This window comes from Streptomyces sp. NBC_01471, assembly GCF_041438865.1.
Lineage (GTDB): Bacteria > Actinomycetota > Actinomycetes > Streptomycetales > Streptomycetaceae > Streptomyces.
This window is the reverse complement of record NZ_CP109450.1, coordinates 1,256,804-1,272,855: the sequence shown is the minus strand read 5'-3', so window position 1 is coordinate 1,272,855 and position 16,052 is coordinate 1,256,804. Positions and strand designations below refer to the sequence as shown.

The window sequence follows — 16,052 nt, the reverse complement described above, 5'->3', positions numbered from 1 at the left end:
GGGGTGGCAGAGGGGAGGCTGAGGTGGTCTTGGACCCGCATCGCTGGCTGGAGTTGAGGCGGTTTCGCGGTCTGTACGAGTCCGGTGCGATGAGCCTGCGGGAGATCGCGAAGGAGACCGGGCTGAACCGTCGCACGGTCACGAAATACTTGTCGGGCGAGGCTCCCGTCGCGCCGCCGAAGCGCACGGCCGAGGGCCGACAGCAGCGACGGGCGGTCGACGAGGTGGCGCCGCTGATCGACGCGATGCTCAGGTCAGAGATCCTTTTGAAGGCATCGGTGATCCACGAGCGTCTGGCGTCGGAGTACGGGGTCACCATCAATTACCAGCGGGTCAAGATCTATCTTCAGGAGGCCCGGCCCCGGATTGCCGAGGATCTCGGTATTAGTCCGGGTGAACTGGCGGGTCTGCATCGCCGGTTCGAGGTAGTCCCGGGCGCCCAGGCCCAGTGCGACTGGGGCGATGAGGGCAAGATCCTCGCCCACGTGGGGATCCCGAAGGTCTACTCGTTCCATATGACTCTGTCGTACTCGCGTGATCCGTTCTGCTGCTTCACCACCAGCCAGGATCTGGCGAGCTTCTTCGATTGCCATCGGCAGGCGTTCGCGCACTTCGGCGGGGTGCCGATGACGATCGTCTACGACCGCACCAAGACCGTCGTGCGCCGGCACGTCGCACCGGGCGAGGCGGTCCCGCTGCACCCGGAAGCGGTCGCGTTCGCCGGGCACTACGACTTCGATATCGATGTCCTGGCCGCCTATCGGCCGACAGGGAAGGGCCGGGTCGAACGGCAAGTGCTGATCGTCCGAGACCACGTGCTGGCCGGACGGGCCTTCTCCTCGATCCAGGAGATGAATGCCGCCTTCGCCGCCTGGGTGCCGCTGCGGAGGGCGAAGGTGCACGGCACCCACGGCGAGGTCATCGGGCACCGGGCCGTGCGCGATCATGTGGCCCTGCGGCCGCCGCCGCCGACTCCGTATGTGGTCGCCCAGCGGCATCTGCGGCACGTCGGCAAGGACTGCCTGGTCGCCTTCGACGCGAACCTCTACTCGGTGCCAGCCCGCAAGGTCCGCCCCCGTCAACTGGTCGAGGTCCGGGCCACGAAGTCGCAGATCAGCCTGCACTCCACCGTCCCCGACGCCAGCGGCGGGACCCTCTTGGCTGTCCATCCGCGGGCAGTCGGCCGCGGCGCGCGTGTCGTCGACGAGAAGCACTGGGACGGCCTGCCCAAGGGCGACAACCGGCGCGTCACCACCGGCGACGTGGTCCCCCGGCCTCGCCATGACCAGCCACTGGGCCTCGAAGCCGGCCCGCTGCAAGCCCTGTTGAACCGGGCCGCAGCCGCCAGCGTCGAAGTTGGCCGCCGCCCGCTGTCCGTCTATGACGAACTGACCGGCACCCGCCCCTTCTCCACCCACCGCGCGACGAAGGAACGCTCTTGAGCCAGCTGACCGGCAACCGCATCCGCACCACGGCCGGCAAGCTCGGCCTGCCCCATCTCGCGGAGACAATCAACGAGTTCACCCGCCGGGCCGACGAGGCGAAGATGGGTTACCTCGACTTCCTCGACCTGGTCCTCTCCGAGGAACTCGCGGTCCGCGACGACCGTCGCTTCCGCCAAGGGCTGCGGACCTCGAAGCTGCCGCACCACAAGACGCTCGATGAGTACGACTTCTCCTTCCAGCCCGACCTCGACCCCCGCAAGGTCAAAGACCTCGCCACCCTCTCGTTCGTCGAGGCCAAGGCCAACGCGGCCCTGCTGGGCCCGCCGGGAGTCGGCAAGACGCACATCGCCGTCGCCCTGGCCGTCGCGGCCTGCCGGGCCGGCTACTCGATCTACTTCACGACCCTCGACGACATGGTCCGTCACCTCAAGACCGCCGAGGCCGCCGGACGGCTGGTCAACAAGCTCGGCACCTACCTGCGGCCCAGCGTCCTCGTGGTCGACGAAGTCGGCTACCAACCCCTCGAACGCGCGGAAGCGAACCTGGTCTTCCAGGTGATCTCCAAGCGCTACGAGAAGGGCTCGGTCATCCTGACCTCGAACAAGACCTTCAGCGAGTGGGGTCAGGTCTTCGGCGACGAGGTCCTCGCCACCGCCATCCTCGACCGCCTCCTCTACCACTGCGAAGTCGTCTCTATCAACGGCAACAGCTACCGGCTCAAGAACCGGCTCCAGGCCATCGAGCGGGACACAGACGTGGCCTGAGCGACCAGGAGGCCAATCGCAGAAGGTGAGCGAACGTGCCGACCACATCACAAATAGGACCCAGCTTGTCCTAGATCCCTAATACCGTCCCGCCCATGAGCCATGAAGACACGTCAGCATCCACGTTCCGCTACTCGGCTGTCACCTTCGACTGCCCTGACCCCGCTGAGCTGGCCCACTTCTACGGAAAGGCCGTCGGCCTGCCTGTGGTCCTCTCCACCGAGGATTTCATCCTGCTCGGCCGAGAGGGAGCTGCAGGACTGGGATTCAACCGGCTCACCGACTACCGCCGCCCCACTTGGCCGGATCCCTCCCAGGAGAAGCAGGCCCATATAGAACTAGGCGTCGACGACTTGGACGCCGCTCAGGCTCGCCTGCTCGCTCTGGGAGCCGTCAAGCCCGAATTCCAGCCGGACCCCGACCGGTGGCGGGTCCTGCTGGATCCCGCAGGCCACCCGTTCTGCATCTCCACCCTGGTCTGAGCACGACCGTCCCTCTGAGACTGGTGCACATTTCTCCGTACTTGGTGGAGCACTCAGAACAGTACGGGGACAGGAACTGACGGCGAGGCTGTCGCTGGGGGTACCGCTGTTCGTCCAGTTGGCCATGAGGCTCTCCGCTTCCAGGAGTTGAGGATCTTGCCCGGCCCGCTCACCGTACTGGGGCATACATCACCCATCCCGCCACAGAGGGAAAATAACCACAAGAATGGCTAACCCGGCACAGCCGGGAAGGCCGAAAACGAGCGCCCTTACGGCCACCTGCCGCGCTCGATCACACCAAGCCTGATCAAGCTTCGGTGGCACGCGATCAAGGTTCGTTGACACAGAACACCCGCGCCCTGTGACCTCTCGCAGCGAAGATTGAGCATTGTCGCCGAAGCCTGAGTGGTCTGGGCCACATTCGATGGTTTAGCGGGTCTGCCGGGACGCGATATGTGTCGCTGGGCCACTGTTTCTGGCAGGGCCGTGTTCTCGTATGGCTGCCGCTACCTGTCATGTCGCAGAACGTGATGGCCGACCCGAAGTGGGCCGACACCTTCACGGAGGCGGGCCGGTGCACGCTCTCCCCGCTTTTCTGGACGCACGTGAACCCGTACGGACGGTTCGAGCTGAACATGAACCGGCGCCTCGACCTGGCTCTGACCGCCCGGACTGTGCCGGGTACGCGCACCCCCAGGCGATGAACCGACCGCGGTCTCGGGGTGATGGAGCAGCATCACCCCGGGGCCCCTGCTGGCGTTGATCTGGTGCGCCCTTCAACCGACTCGCACGGGTGCCGCCTGGCGAATACGAGCGAACCGTGAGCCGCCACCGCCGGTGGAGTCCGCGCGCCTGGTGCGACACGACTTACTGGAAGTCGATCGGCGCGGTCGTTCTGCCTTCGGAGTTGGGGACGGAGACGAAGCAGCCGAGTTCGGTCGTGTTGCAGTTGACGGTGCCGACCGGGTCACCGTTGTCGAGGTGTGCTTCGAACTCGCGGTGCACTCGCACTGCGGAGCTGCCGTCGCCCTTGTCGTTGAGGGTCTCAGTTTCGGGGTCGTTGTCGCAGGCGTAAACCCCCGCGCTTACCTCTGCGCATTGCTGGACGACTACCGATTTCCCAGGTTTGAAGCCGGTCATGTGGACCCTGACAATGGCGGTCGGGGCCAGGTTGGTGGCGGGGACCACGGTGACCTGGGGTGCGAAGGCTCGCGCCTGGGCGGTCACTGTTGGTACGGCCGTCATCGACAGGCCGAGGGCCGCTGCTGCGGCGAGTGCGATCTTCATCGGCGTCGACTTGAAGTTCATGATCATGCCGTGTGGAACGAACGGCACTGGGAGAAGACACGCCTGCTGTCGGCCCTCGACGGGGGCCGCGCGGCATCATCCAAGCCGATGGTGCACTCGGTCGAGGTGAGGACGGCGGAACCACCGCCATGCTGTCGACGCGCTGGTCGCGTCCGCGTCTCCGCTCCCGCCACCGGAAGAGCGCAAACGCTTGCGGGTCGCACGGCCTGACGCTGGAGCAGGTGTCCGGGGCGCTGAAGGTGCGCCGTGCGACCGTCAGCGTCTGGGAGTCCAGCAAAAACAAGACGGAGCCGCGAGGCCCGGAACGTGAGGCGTACGCGCGGCTGCTCAACCAGCTCTCAGAGCTCTACCCCGCACCGGCCAACACGGCCGCACCCGCCCGGGACGATGCGGTGCCGACCACGTTCACCGGTGCGCCCGCCCCGGCGGAAACGCCTCCACCACCCCCAGCCACCGCTGCACTTCGTCGTCCGCGACCCCGGCCGTGGCCAGCCCCATCGCCGCGCGTGGCAGCAGCGCCTGCACGAGGTCCCGGGCGGCCACCCGGACCGGCGCGGCCCCGCCCGACGGCCACCACAGGCGGGCCGCCATGCCGTCGCGGGCGGCGGTGTAGAAGTTCCCCCGGGCCAGGGTGAAGGGGAGTTCGCCGTCGGGTTCGCGGGCTGCGCGGTCCAGGACGAGGCCGGTCAGCAGGGCGGTGTTGGCGACCATGTCGGCTGGGGTCGGACCTGAGGGGAGCGCACGCAGTTCGATGCGCAGGTGCCCGCCCCCGGCCGGGTCGTAGACCGGGCGGTTCCACCACCACAGGGTGCCCAGGTGCAGCCGCAGTTCCTCCAGTGCGGGCGGGCCGCCGGGCCGCACTGGGCGGTCCCACGCGCCATCGGCGCAGAGCGGCACCAGCGGCGTGTACCGGCGCACCGCCTCCTCGACCAGTTCCCGCATACCTCCGCGCAGCCAGCCGTTCCCGAACCCCGAGCGCCGGTCGGCCTGGGCGATCCGCCGCCGGTGTTGGCCGAATGCCTGCTCTTACCAGGGGATACGAGTTTCGTCCAGGCCCGTCTGCCCAGCAGCAGCGGGGAGTTGGCGGCGATGGCGAGGACGGACGCGGTCATGAGCTGGGCGGCGTTGTGGGTCCGGGTGAAATCCTCGGATCGTACGGTCAGATGGACCTGCCAGGAGCCGGTGGCGCCCTGCGCACAGAGCGTGTCGGAACGCATCCGGCACCGTTGTTCCCCGGTGAGGCGCAGCCCGCGTCCGGTTCGCCCGAGCGCGTCGTCGATCATCGCGTACCGGCCGCGCGAGGACATGTTGCGGCGTGTCAGGTCGGCCGGGCGCAGGGTGGGCAGGAGGCCGGCGCAGTACGGTTCGGCGCCGTACGCGACGGCGGCGCGGCGCACTGTCTCCAATGAGTTAGCCCCGGAAGCGGGCCGATCGACGGGAGGCACCTAGGCCGGGCATGAAGGGCTCTCTCCCGGGGCCGGGCGCTTCCCCGCCGGGAAACCTGCGCCCCCCATCCGAGGGCCCCCTGACCTTCGCCTTTACGGGTGCGGTTGCTCGGCGCGTGTTCGGTTGAGGGCGTGGTTGAGCGCTTTCACGGTTGCGGGTGGTGCTGCGTTGTCGGCGATCACGGTGTGGCGCAGTGCGGTGGTCTTCTGCAGGCGGGTGCAGGCGCGGGCGAAGTGTTCGGCTGTGTCGGTGGGGTGGGGGCCGGGTTCGAAGCTGGTGCGGACGATGGTGAGGGTGTCGTGGTGGTGGGTGAGGTCGGCGCGTGCGATGAGGTGGTCGCCGGCGAGGAGGGGGCAGACGTAGTAGCCGTGGACGCGCCGGTGGGCGGGTTTGTATGCCTCGAGTGTGTGGGTGACGTTGAAGAGGCGTGTGGTGCGGGGGCGGTGCCAGATGAGGTTGTCGAACGGTGCCAGGAACGCGGGCTCGCCGGGCTGGTGGGGTTGGTCGGCGGCGGGCAGGGCGTCGGGGTGGGTCCAGGCCGGGCTGTTCCAGTTTTCAACCCGGGTCGTCAGTAGGGGGGTGTCGGGCAGGAGGCGGGTGGCGGTGGCGGTGGTGATGCGGAGGTAGTCGGCGAGGTCGTCGCTGGTGGCTGTTCCGAGGGTCCGTCCGGCGTGGGTCAGCAAGGTAGTCAGGCAGTCGTCGTCTGTGAGGGCGTCGGTGAGGAACTTCTCGGGGACTGAGCGCTGGGGGAGGTCGAACTGGCGTTGCCAGCCGGTGCGGTGGGTGCAGGCCAGTTCACCTGACCACAAGAGGAATTCGACCGCGGTTCGGGTGGGCCCCCAGTCCCAGCCGCTCGGCTCGCGCTCCGTGCGCAGCTCGCGCAGCGTGAGAGGCCCGCGGCTGCTGATCTCGTCGAGGATGGTCTTGCGGAGGCCGGGTGCGGGGTATTCGCGGCGTTGGCGGCTGGTGCGTCGGCGGAACGCCCACAGCGGCCAGTGGTGGAGAGGTACGAGCGCGGCAGCGTGTGCGGGGTATTCGAAAGCGATCGGGTCCCGTTTTCCCCACAGCGCGGTGTCGACGTCTGTGGTGGAGGTGCGGGTGCGGGTGGCCAGGGTCAGTTGGTGGGCGCGGGCGAGGGTGTTGATCGTGTCGAGCTGGACTGCGTTCAGGCGCGCCAGGACTGCCGCGGTGTCGGTGTCCGCGGTGCTGGGTCCGGCGGAGGCGACCGTGATACGGCGGGCCTGTGCCAGTGACAGGAAGACCGCGGGCGCCGGGGTGCGGGTCATGAGGCGGAGGGAGCGTTTGCCCCCGGGGCCGGGCCTGCGAGCGGTGGTTGCGGCCGGGGTCCGGCGGGTGTGGGGGCCTGGTCGCGGTGGGGGGAGGTAAGGGCGATGAGGACGCCGGCGGTGGCGCAGCAGGAGAGCAGGAGCAGGGCACTTCTCCAGTTCTGGTGGGCGGTCAGGGTGCCGATGATGATCGCGATGATGCCGTTGGCGATGTCGGTGGAGGCGCCGACCCAGGTGTTGGCTTCGATGCGGATGTCGTCGGTGGCGGTGGCGTCGAGGAGGAGGAAGGCGTTGATGAACAGGGGGGTGACGAAGAGACCGCAGGTCAGCAGAAGCAGTGCGAGGAACCAGAGGGGGTGGGCGAGGACGAGGAAGCAGGCGGGGAGGGCGAAGCCGAGGGTGAGGATCCGGTATTTGTGCCAGAGGGGCTGCTTCCAGGGGGTGGTGGCGTAGACGAGGCCGCCGATGACGCCGCCGGTGCTGGTGGCGGCGAGGAGCGGACCGATCCATGCGGTGGCATGGTGGGCCTGGGCGTAGGCGGGGAGGTAGACGCCGGTGCCGCCGAAGACGCAGCCCATGACGAACAGGGGCAGCATGATCGCCAGGACGCGGGGCCGTGCGAGCGGGCCCAGCCAGGCCTTGCGGCGCGCTGCTGCCCGGTTCTGCCCGGTGGCGGTGCCGGTGGCGGAGCTGTTGTCGGTGGGGTGGCGGGTGAGGCGGTAGTGGTGGGCGGCGGTGAGGTAGGCGGTGACGACCAGGAGGTAGCAGCCGACGGTGACGTCGTAGGCGTGGGCGGCGCCGAGGAGGGCGATCGCGGTGCCGGCGGCGAGGGGGGCGAGGACGAAGCCGGCTTCTTCGAGGATCGAGTCGGCGGAGTGGACTGCTTTGAGCTGGGCGGGGCCGGTGGTCAGGCGCCGCCAGGAGGCGCGCAGTGCTGCGTTGAGCGGGGGAGTGGTGGTGCCGGCGCCGATGGTCAGGAGCAGGGTGGTCCACCAGGGCCAGCGGGTCGCGGTGCTGATCGCGACGAGGGTCATCAGGGTCATGGTGGTGGCGCCCATGAGGATCAGGGCGCGGCCGGTTCCCCACCGGTCGAGGATCCTGGCGCGAAGGGGGGCGAGAAAGGCCAGGACGAGGGTGTAGCCGCCGTTGACGGCGCCGGCCCGGGCGTATCCGTAGGTGTGGGCGAGGGTGAGCAGGAGGGTGATGGGCAGCGCGGCCACGGTGACGCGGGTGAGGAAGGCGATGGTGAGCAACGGGAGCACCGGCATGCGCGTCAGCAGCCGAGCGGTGCCGGCCGGCGGGGGAGTGGTGGTCATCTGGGTCACGAGGCATCACTGGGCTCGGTGTGGGTGGCGGTGGCGCGCAGCGAGTCGGGGTGCAGGAGCACGATACGGGCCAGAGGGTCTCCGCGGCGCAGGGTGAGGGGGGCGGTGGGCCGTACGGCGATACTCATGCCGCCGGGGCCGTCCATCGCGTTGAGGGTGTGGGCCGCGATGACGCCGACGGGCACCTCGAGGTGCGGGTGCGGTGCGGACAGTGGCATGACCATGAGGAAGCGCTGTTCGAGGATGCGGGCGCTCCAGCCGAGCCGCCACTCGATGGTTCCTGATCCGTTGGGCAGGAACATGGACTCCCAGCCGTGGGGGGTGCGGTAGTCGTGCAGCCGCAGCCAGCTGGCCTCCGCGGTCCCGATCCACGCGCGGCCGTGCATCCACATCTGGGTGCGCTGGGCTCTGCGGGCCACGTCCGTCACGTTCTCCTCGTCCGGGACGCCGAAGTCCGTGTCGCGCACCGGGGTCAGGGTCGCGGTGATGGGTGAGCGGATGGTCCAGCCGAGTTCCTGGCCCAGGACCCAGGGCGGGCAGTCCGCGGGGAGGCGGGCGATGCGCTTGTGGCGGAAGTTGGCCGCGTAGGCGTCCCGCTCGGCGCGCGCGGCGGCCCGGTCGACGTGGGGTTTGTCGGGAGGAAGCGCCCACGGCTGCTGCGGGCAGAAGGTGATGTCGGCCATCGGCACGGAGAAGGGTGCTTTCTTCTCGGAGGCATGGGCGTGTCCGCTCCCGCCGCAGGGCGGGGGAGCGGACACGGTCACAACAGGGGTCAGGCTTCGGTGCTGGCGTGCTCCACACGGCGTGCGCGTTCTTCGGCGGAGAGCGTGTCGAGGTCGAACATCACGACGCTGCAGGGCCCGTACCCGACGTGGACCTCCTCGTAGGTGAACGTTCCCTCGTCCCGGTCCAGCGGGGCGGAGGACAGGTCGACCATGGTCAGCGAGTTCGGGCCGTACAGCGGGTGGTTGTCCCCGCTGTGCATCATGTTGGCCCGCGCGAAGTTGGTGATGTAGGCGGTGTCGTCGCCGGGGTCGACGACCAGGCCGCGCGGGCCCGGGCCGACCGGCACGTGCCGCACCACCCGCAGGGTGTTCACGTCGATGACGTAGACCCGGCTGATGGACTCCACCGTCACCAGCGCGTGACGGCCGTCCGGGGTGAACGCCACCGCGCGCCCGCCGATGAACCCGACATCGACCCGCTGGGTCTGGTCGGTCTGGGCGTCGATCACGGTGACGAAGGTCGCCTGGGTGTTGGCGACGAACACCTTCCGGCCGCTGGGGTCGATGGCGAGGCTGTAGGGGTGTGCCTCACGGTCGACGGGGATCCTGCTGATCTCCGTGATCCCGGCGGGGTTGTCCGAGCCCAGCGCGCTGATGTTGAGCTTGCTGATGTAGCCCTCGCCCCACACGCACACCCAGGCGGTCCGGCCGTCGGCGCTGATGCCCATGTGCCGCGGGTCGCGCCCGGTGGGGATCTGGTGGATCTCCGTGTTGAGCTCGAGGTCGACGACCGAGATGCTGTTGGACCCGGAGTTCGATACCAGCAGGTAGCGGTCGCCGGGCACCATTCCCTGCCCGCGGGGCCCGTGCCCGACCTCGATCCGGCGCACCTCGGTCAGGGCGACCGCGTCGATCTCCGAGATCGTGTTCTGGCTGGTGTTGCAGACGAACCCGCGCCCGTCCCTGGTGAACTTCACTCCGCCGCGCGGGGCGTTCCCGACCGGGATCTGCGCGACCCTGCGGTGCTCGCCGGGACCGGTCTTGGCGACGACGGAGACCACACCGTCGTCGGTGTCGGTCGAGAAGAACTGGATGTTGCGCATGCTGTTTCTCCCTGTGACGGTGCTACTGGCTGGATTTCAGCCGTGGGCGGTGTAGTTGAGGTTCCAGGACAGCGAGATGCGTATCCCGTCGTCGGTGTAGGGCGGCACCGCGTGACGGACCCAGCCGGGAAAGATGACGAGTTCTCCGGGCAGGCAGCTGATCCGTACGCGGTGGCGGTCCCCGGCGAGCGAAATTCCGGGATCGAAGTAATCGACGTACGGGCGCGGATCCAGGAGATCGAGCTCGCACGTTTTCGGGGCGCTCACGTAATAGATCGCGGCGAGAGCGGTGTTCGGGTGGAAGTGGGCCTCGTGGTTGTCGCCGGGCCGGTAGAGGCTGGCCCAGCTGCGGGAGACCGCGACACCCACCCGCCGCTCCGGCTCCTCGCCCGCATCCGTGCTGTGGCCGGCCTCCCGTTGCAGTGACTCCGTGTACGCGGCGGCCAGGGACTTGTGGGTGAGGGCTTCCACGACCTGATGGGCCGTACGCGCCACCCAGCGGGTCAGGCGGTCCGCGGACGGGTCCCCCCAGGAGGTCAGCTCACCTGACGTCTCCGCCTTGTAGCCGAAGTCCTTGCCTGGCCCCCCGGCCCGCTCCACCACTAATTTCGCAAGCAGAGAATTGATGTCCGCAGCAAAAGGGCACAATATTCTTGCCACCGGAGTGCTGAACATCTGCGAAATAGTCGCAGTACCTGTCTGGGAATTCGCTGTTCTTCCGGTATCAGTCACGGACATGACTGTCCCCTCGAATCAGTAACTGCCCTGCACCCACCGTGTGTTGCGGGAATCTTTCATCAGTGTGCGGGCGGCATTCGAGGGGCGCAAGCTATTCGAGCCTGCTCGAATTCAGCACACCCGGCAGCATTAAACAAGCAGGCATCCTTTTAACTCATGCCGCATGGGTCCCGCGCCACACAGACCATCCCGCCTGCCCCAACCGCCGCACACCCGGCGCCACGGGAGCACCTGTCGTTCGCGGCGTCAGGGGCCCTGGCTGCGGCCGAGCAGGCTTTCGCCCATCGGGGCCAGGCGGTGGTGCACGCTGCCCCCGGTCCGCTGCGTGGTGATCAGACCGGCCTGCCGCAGCACGCTGGTGTGATGGGAGGCCGTGGCAGGAGCGACCCCGGTGACCCGCGAAATCTCTCCCGTGGTGCTCCCGGGCCGCTCGGCCACAGCGCGCAGCACTATGGCCCGGGTCGCCCCCAGCAGCGCATCGAGCGCACGAGCACGTGCTTCACCGCCGCCAGGGCCGGGCTCCCGCCCGGGTCCGGAACTCTCACGCATCGCTTTTCCTGCCGTCGCTGCCGCTGGCCAACTCCCGTGAAGGGCGGAACGGTCCGGCGCCGGGCACGTGGCCCGCGGGGCGTCAGACCGGCCAGGGTATGGACGCCGGCAGCGGAGCGATGCAGATACTGCTGGGACCTGCACCAACGCTCACGTACTCGTACTGGGGGAGGCCGTCCTCGTTGGACAGGTCAACACCGTCCAGGTGCACCACGGCCAGCGAACGCGGCGCAAGGGTGCAGTAGAGCGTCCCGTCCTCATAGTCGACCGCGATCCCCGCCGGCGATGGGCCCACCGGGATGCACCGGGTGAGCGTCATCTCCAGCATGTCGAGCACGGCGACGGACCCCGCACGCTCCAAGGCCACCATCGCGTACTCGCCGTCCTCGGTGAACGCCACCGACCGACCGCCGCCTTCCGGCACCCCGATCCGGCACAGCACCCGCTCCTCCACCAGGTCGAGCACCGCCACCCAGCCCAGCGACTGGCACGCCACCACCGCGCACCGGCCGTCAGGAGCCACCGCCATCCCGCAGGGATGCGCTCCGGCGCCCAGCGTGAACCGGCCCGCCTCCCGCACCAGATCCGGGCGGCCCGCCCGCAGCGGCGTCAGATCAAGGCGGGACACGCAGCCCGCACCCCACAGCGCCACATACGCCACCGTCCCGTCAGCGCTCACGGTGATGTCCCGCGGGTCCCGCGCCACCGCCACCGCCACCAGCTCGGACCGTGTGGCCAGGTCCACGACCGAGACCGTGTCCGCACCGGAATTTGAAACCAGGAGAAAGCGGCCGTCCACTACGCCCAGCCCGCGGGGGCCCCAGCCGACGCTGATCCGCTCTCTCTCCCAGCCGGAGACCAGATCGAGCTCGGAGACACTGTTCGTGCTGGTATTCGCCACGAAACCCCGGCGCCCCAGAGCCAGGAGCGCGCCGTGCGGACTGTTCCCGGTTCGGACCGCAGCCCAGGGCCGGTAGACGGAAGCACCGTGTTTGAGGACCAGGCTCACCTGCCCGGCGGCCGTGTCGGTGGAACAGAGGAGAACCGGCACAGGGGCCCCCAACCTCGGGCGCAGCCCAGGTCTTCCGCAGTACGCCGCCGGACGCGAAGCACCGGTGTACTGGCGCCCGTATAAGGCATACCGCCCGGCATGGTTCCCCTGGAGGGGATTACCTCCGAAGTGGCTCTTTTATAGCCTTAGATGACTGAACGGGCTATCTAGACCGGAACTTGACAATCCGGTATACGCTGCCGACCGCACACAGCCCGCTCCGCTCCCGAAATTCCAGGAGGACACAGTGCCCCGCGAAGCCCAGGACGACCAGGTCCCGGAACAGGGATCACTCCACCACGTGGAAATCTGGGTCCCCGCCCTCGACCGGGCCATCGCCGACTGGGCCTGGCTCCTCGAAGCCCTCGGTTACACCCTCCACCAATCCTGGGACAACGGGCGCAGCTGGCGCCTGGGCACCACCTACCTCGTCTTCGAGCAGTCACCCGCCCTCACCCAGCCCCACCACGACCGTCTCGCCCCCGGGCTCAACCACCTCGCCTTCCACATCAACACCCCCCACACCGTCGACCTGCTCACCGCCAAGGCGCAGGAGAACGGCTGGACACTCCTCTTCCCCGACACCCACCCACACGCCGGCGGCCCCCAGCAGTACGCGGCCTACCTGGAGAACACAGACCACTTCGAAATTGAACTCGTCGCCATGTCCGCCCGCCCGGCCAGCTGACGTCAGGGACCTCTCCACCGAGCCGCACACGGTCGCCCCAGCCCCGACGAGGTGCCGCACACCGCCGTCTCGCCATGGGGTCGAATCTTCTGTCCGGCTCGTCTACGGCACCGGGACCAGCAAGGTGCTCCTCGCCTGCTGGCAGATTGAGGAGCACACAGAGCACAGAACGGCTTACGGCCGGGCATCGCTCAGCGGCCGCGCTGAAGTGTGTCGGTTCGTACCAGGGTGAGTCTGCCCAGCCACTCGAAGTCCTCCGGGTATGTCCACTCCTCGGCTGCCGCAAGCACATCCGGAAGGTCGTCATGTGGGATCGGGGGCCCCGGCTGGAAGCCGCTCCCGCCTTCTGGCGGTGTCCAAGGGATGTACCGGCAGACCTCGACCACTCCGCGGTCGACGAGAGCCAGGAGGAAGGGCACCAAGTCCTCCGCCGGGCCAAACGCCAAAGGCTCCTCCAGGTCGCCCCGTACTCCAGCAAGGATGTCCATCTCAGTCGCATTGAGCACGAAGGCGTACTCGATGTCAGATATCTCGCTCCTACTCACCCAGCGATCTTCGCAGGCAAACGCGATTGTCTTCTGGATCGGAAGGTGTCTGCGCGATCGCGAAGGTACTGACCACGGCGATCCGGCCCGGGGCGGGGAGCAGTCGGTAGTGACTGCTCCCCGCCCCGGAAAAGACGTCAGGAGGTGCAGGTGTCGAGCATGGAGGTCAGGGCGGACTTCTCGGCGTCGGTGGTGGTGAGCTTGAAGACGCTCTTGATGTGCGTGTAGTCCTCGCCGTAGGTGCACCAGAACGCGTGGTTCGTCGGCTTCCAGTCCGCGGGCCCGGAGTCGGACTTGGAGCTGTTGGAGGAGGACGAGGCGATGAACAGCTGCTGGTCCTTCAGGTCGTTCCCGAACGCTTTGCGCTGGTCAGCGGTCCACTTGTCGGCGCCGGAGCGCCATGCTTCGGCGAGGGGGACCATATGGTCGATGGTCGCCTGGGCGACGACGGTCACCGTCGTGTCGTCGTACACGGAGTACCACGAGCCGGAGGAAGGCTGGCAGCCATCCGAGCCTTCAACGACGTCTTTCCCGTCCCGGGACAGGACGTCCTGGCGGGTGGTGCAGCCGTCGGGCTGGCCGACCCAGACGTCGAAGGCGTCACGGGAGTAGCCGTCCATCGAATGCGGGGCTGCTACCGACAGCGCGGTGAGCTCGGCCCGCGCGGTACTCAAGGAGGGTGGGGCGGGCGGGTCCGCCGAAGCAGGACCCGCGGTGAAACCGGCGACGACGGCAGCGACGGCTGCCAGACCCAGCGCGGTACGGCGCATGGAGATCTCCTGATGTCTGTGGGGGGACAAGAGGAGACCAGAAAAGCGCCCAACCGCCCATCGCACTACGCGCGTTGATTAAGCCAGACAACAACATTCCAATTCCATTACCCAACCTCCGCACCCCGCCGGGCCTCTGTGGGCTGGGGCGTTCACGGATCGGCCATCGTGCCGACACGACCCCCGAGCACGCGGAGGCCCACGCCGAGACCTTCAGCCGCACCGGGCCATTGGCCAAGGGGCTGCAGTCCTGCCGGTCTTCCGGCAGGCCGGCCATAGGCCGCGAAGGGCACGCCGATTCAGCGTGGAGCTCTCCGGTCATGACTGCGGCCCGCCCGTTGACGTGATCTCCTTCAGGATGCTTCCCGGGCGAAGGCTGATCCGTGGTGGGCGGGCCGCTGACAGCTCAGAACAGGACGGTCAGCCGTTGCCGACGCCATTGCCGGACAGCACCGGGATCTGGTCGAGGATGTGGGACAGGGGCTCGTCGCCCTTGGCCTGGGAGGAGTTCTCGGTGCACTGCTGGTTCTGCGGGGACGACAGGACGGGGATGTCCTGGACCGCGACCGGCACGACACCGACGAGGGATCCCACGTTGGCCTTGACGGGCACGCCGGCGCACAGCTTGTTCAGGGAGCCCTGGACGAGGGTCAGCTGCGGGCTCTGGGCACCGTCGGTCTTCGAGTTGCCGAAGGCCTGCTCGGAGCCGTTGCCGCTCAGGGATGTGGTGCCACCGTCGCCGATGGCGGCTGCGTTGCCAGCGGCGCCGGCGATGGCCGCGGCGGCAAGGGCTGCGGCGGTGAGGGCGGTACGGGCGCGCATGTCACTCCAGTGGAATGGTGATTGAACAGGGACGCGCACCAGTAGACGCAGCGATCAGGCACATCTGGATCAATTCACCTGATCGTTGGAGTGTCGGCTGGCGCAGGTTGCTAACGATCGAAATGAGGTCAGGTGTCGACGGGGTTCTCGCAGACATCGGCGTGAGTGAGCCGCGGAATGTGGGCGAGCCCCAGAGATGATCAGCAGGGGTGGGCCGTGGTTGCGTTCCGCGGACACCCTTGGGCGTGACCGGGGTGCGGTACGTGCGCCCGCCCGCCGACGGGCGCACGTACGGCGGTCTTACGGTGCGGTCTCGTACTCCACGTTGGTCTGCCCGCAGCCGGAGGCGATGTGCTCCAGCGCGGTGCGCTCGGCGGTGTCGACGGTGAGGCCCCAGCGGAGTTTGGTGGAGGTCCAGTCCGAGGCGTACTGGCAGCGGGCATCGGTCAGTGGCGGCAGCCAGTCGGTGACGTCCTGGTCGCTCTTGGACCGGTTGGCCTTCGCGCTGACAGCGGCGAGGCTGCGGGGGGCGTCGAGGTCATTGGCGTACGCCTGGCGGCGGGCGGCTGTCCAGCCCGAGGCCCCGGAGTCCCAGGCTTCGGCGAGCGGGACCATGTGGTCGATGTCGAGGCCGCCGGGGGCGGTGACGGTGATCCCGTCGTAGTACGAGTACCAGGTGCCCGAGACGATCTTGCAGCCCGCTTCGATGACCGGCTTCGTGCGTGACTCGGCGATCAGGACCTCGGCCCGGGTGTTGCACCCGTTGTGGTCGGCGTCGACCCAGTGCTTGAACTTCGTCCTCTCGTACCCCTCACGATGCTCGGGAGCCACGGGCAGTCGAGCGATCCCGTTGGTGAGCGACGTGGTCTCAGGTGCGGGCGCGGCGTGGGGGAGGGGAAGGTTGGCGGCCGGCGCGGGTGCGGCGGCGGCGAGGGGCAGGGTGAGAAGGGCGGCGGCCGCGAGGCCGCGCATCAGGTTCTTGATCACGCACTGTTGATATCGGCT

Annotated in this window: 17 protein-coding genes and 1 pseudogene; 6 read left to right on the top strand and 12 right to left on the bottom strand. The window is 68.5% G+C overall.

Going from position 1 to position 16,052, the window contains the following annotated elements:
• Positions 1-23 precede the first annotated feature (23 nt).
• The 4 genes from istA to OG285_RS05575 all read left to right on the top strand — a co-directional run bounded on the left by istA (position 24) and on the right by OG285_RS05575 (position 3,395).
• On the top strand, positions 24-1,442 hold the full coding sequence (gene istA, locus OG285_RS05590) for an IS21 family transposase (RefSeq protein WP_371790339.1): 1,419 nt from the start codon (positions 24-26) through the stop codon (positions 1,440-1,442).
• Positions 1,439-2,209: an IS21-like element helper ATPase IstB gene (gene istB / locus OG285_RS05585; RefSeq protein ID WP_371790338.1), complete on the top strand. Its 771-nt coding sequence runs from the start codon at positions 1,439-1,441 to the stop codon at positions 2,207-2,209. Before istA ends, istB begins: the two co-directional genes overlap by 4 nt.
• Positions 2,210-2,304: 95 nt before the next feature.
• Positions 2,305-2,691 carry a VOC family protein gene (locus OG285_RS05580; RefSeq protein ID WP_371790337.1) on the top strand — a complete coding sequence of 129 codons (387 nt, stop codon included), beginning with the start codon at positions 2,305-2,307 and terminating at the stop codon, positions 2,689-2,691.
• A gap of 515 nt (positions 2,692-3,206) precedes the next feature.
• On the top strand, positions 3,207-3,395 hold the full coding sequence (locus OG285_RS05575; RefSeq protein ID WP_371790336.1) for a transposase: 189 nt from the start codon (positions 3,207-3,209) through the stop codon (positions 3,393-3,395).
• Between the two features lie 163 nt (positions 3,396-3,558).
• On the opposite strand, the gene OG285_RS05570 is transcribed toward OG285_RS05575, so the two are convergent.
• On the bottom strand, positions 3,559-4,026 hold the full coding sequence (locus OG285_RS05570) for an enediyne antibiotic chromoprotein (RefSeq protein WP_371790335.1): 468 nt from the start codon (positions 4,024-4,026) through the stop codon (positions 3,559-3,561).
• Positions 4,027-4,141: 115 nt separating this feature from the next.
• Here OG285_RS05570 and OG285_RS05565 point away from each other — a divergent pair.
• Positions 4,142-4,598, top strand: a pseudogene (locus tag OG285_RS05565) (helix-turn-helix domain-containing protein); the annotation flags it as partial.
• Positions 4,599-5,537: 939 nt separating this feature from the next.
• Here OG285_RS05565 and OG285_RS05560 read toward each other — a convergent pair.
• From OG285_RS05560 to OG285_RS05530, 7 genes are all read right to left on the bottom strand, one after another.
• Entirely contained in the window at positions 5,538-6,731 is a 1,194-nt protein-coding gene (locus OG285_RS05560; protein WP_371790334.1) for a DNA glycosylase AlkZ-like family protein, read from the bottom strand.
• The gene (locus tag OG285_RS05555) at positions 6,728-8,047 is read right to left on the bottom strand and encodes an MFS transporter (protein ID WP_371790333.1); all 1,320 of its coding nucleotides are present in this window, start codon (positions 8,045-8,047) and stop codon (positions 6,728-6,730) included. Before OG285_RS05555 ends, OG285_RS05560 begins: the two co-directional genes overlap by 4 nt.
• A 5-nt stretch (positions 8,048-8,052) precedes the next feature.
• Positions 8,053-8,814: a hypothetical protein gene (locus tag OG285_RS05550; protein ID WP_371790332.1), complete on the bottom strand. Its 762-nt coding sequence runs from the start codon at positions 8,812-8,814 to the stop codon at positions 8,053-8,055.
• A gap of 14 nt (positions 8,815-8,828) precedes the next feature.
• Positions 8,829-9,884: a YncE family protein gene (locus tag OG285_RS05545; protein WP_371790331.1), complete on the bottom strand. Its 1,056-nt coding sequence runs from the start codon at positions 9,882-9,884 to the stop codon at positions 8,829-8,831.
• A gap of 36 nt (positions 9,885-9,920) precedes the next feature.
• The gene (locus OG285_RS05540; protein WP_371790330.1) at positions 9,921-10,484 is read right to left on the bottom strand and encodes a putative 2OG-Fe(II) oxygenase; all 564 of its coding nucleotides are present in this window, start codon (positions 10,482-10,484) and stop codon (positions 9,921-9,923) included.
• Positions 10,485-10,868: 384 nt separating this feature from the next.
• Complete coding sequence (locus tag OG285_RS05535) at positions 10,869-11,171, bottom strand: ArsR/SmtB family transcription factor (RefSeq protein ID WP_371790329.1); 303 nt, start codon at positions 11,169-11,171, stop codon at positions 10,869-10,871.
• A gap of 82 nt (positions 11,172-11,253) precedes the next feature.
• The gene (locus OG285_RS05530) at positions 11,254-12,072 is read right to left on the bottom strand and encodes a YncE family protein (RefSeq protein WP_371790328.1); all 819 of its coding nucleotides are present in this window, start codon (positions 12,070-12,072) and stop codon (positions 11,254-11,256) included.
• A 397-nt stretch (positions 12,073-12,469) separates the two neighbouring features.
• Here OG285_RS05530 and OG285_RS05525 point away from each other — a divergent pair, with 397 nt between their 5' ends.
• Positions 12,470-12,910 carry a VOC family protein gene (locus OG285_RS05525; protein ID WP_371790327.1) on the top strand — a complete coding sequence of 147 codons (441 nt, stop codon included), beginning with the start codon at positions 12,470-12,472 and terminating at the stop codon, positions 12,908-12,910.
• A gap of 191 nt (positions 12,911-13,101) precedes the next feature.
• On the opposite strand, the gene OG285_RS05520 is transcribed toward OG285_RS05525, so the two are convergent.
• The 4 genes from OG285_RS05520 to OG285_RS05505 all read right to left on the bottom strand — a co-directional run bounded on the left by OG285_RS05520 (position 13,102) and on the right by OG285_RS05505 (position 16,034).
• Positions 13,102-13,455, bottom strand: coding sequence for a hypothetical protein (locus OG285_RS05520; RefSeq protein WP_371790326.1), 354 nt, complete (start codon positions 13,453-13,455; stop codon positions 13,102-13,104).
• A gap of 137 nt (positions 13,456-13,592) precedes the next feature.
• Positions 13,593-14,225 (bottom strand): DUF1524 domain-containing protein, encoded by a 633-nt coding sequence (locus OG285_RS05515; RefSeq protein ID WP_371790325.1) that lies wholly within the window; start codon positions 14,223-14,225, stop codon positions 13,593-13,595.
• Positions 14,226-14,645: 420 nt separating this feature from the next.
• Positions 14,646-15,047, bottom strand: coding sequence for a rodlin (locus OG285_RS05510; RefSeq protein WP_371790324.1), 402 nt, complete (start codon positions 15,045-15,047; stop codon positions 14,646-14,648).
• Positions 15,048-15,347: 300 nt separating this feature from the next.
• On the bottom strand, positions 15,348-16,034 hold the full coding sequence (locus tag OG285_RS05505; RefSeq protein WP_371790323.1) for an HNH endonuclease family protein: 687 nt from the start codon (positions 16,032-16,034) through the stop codon (positions 15,348-15,350).
• Positions 16,035-16,052 lie beyond the last annotated feature (18 nt).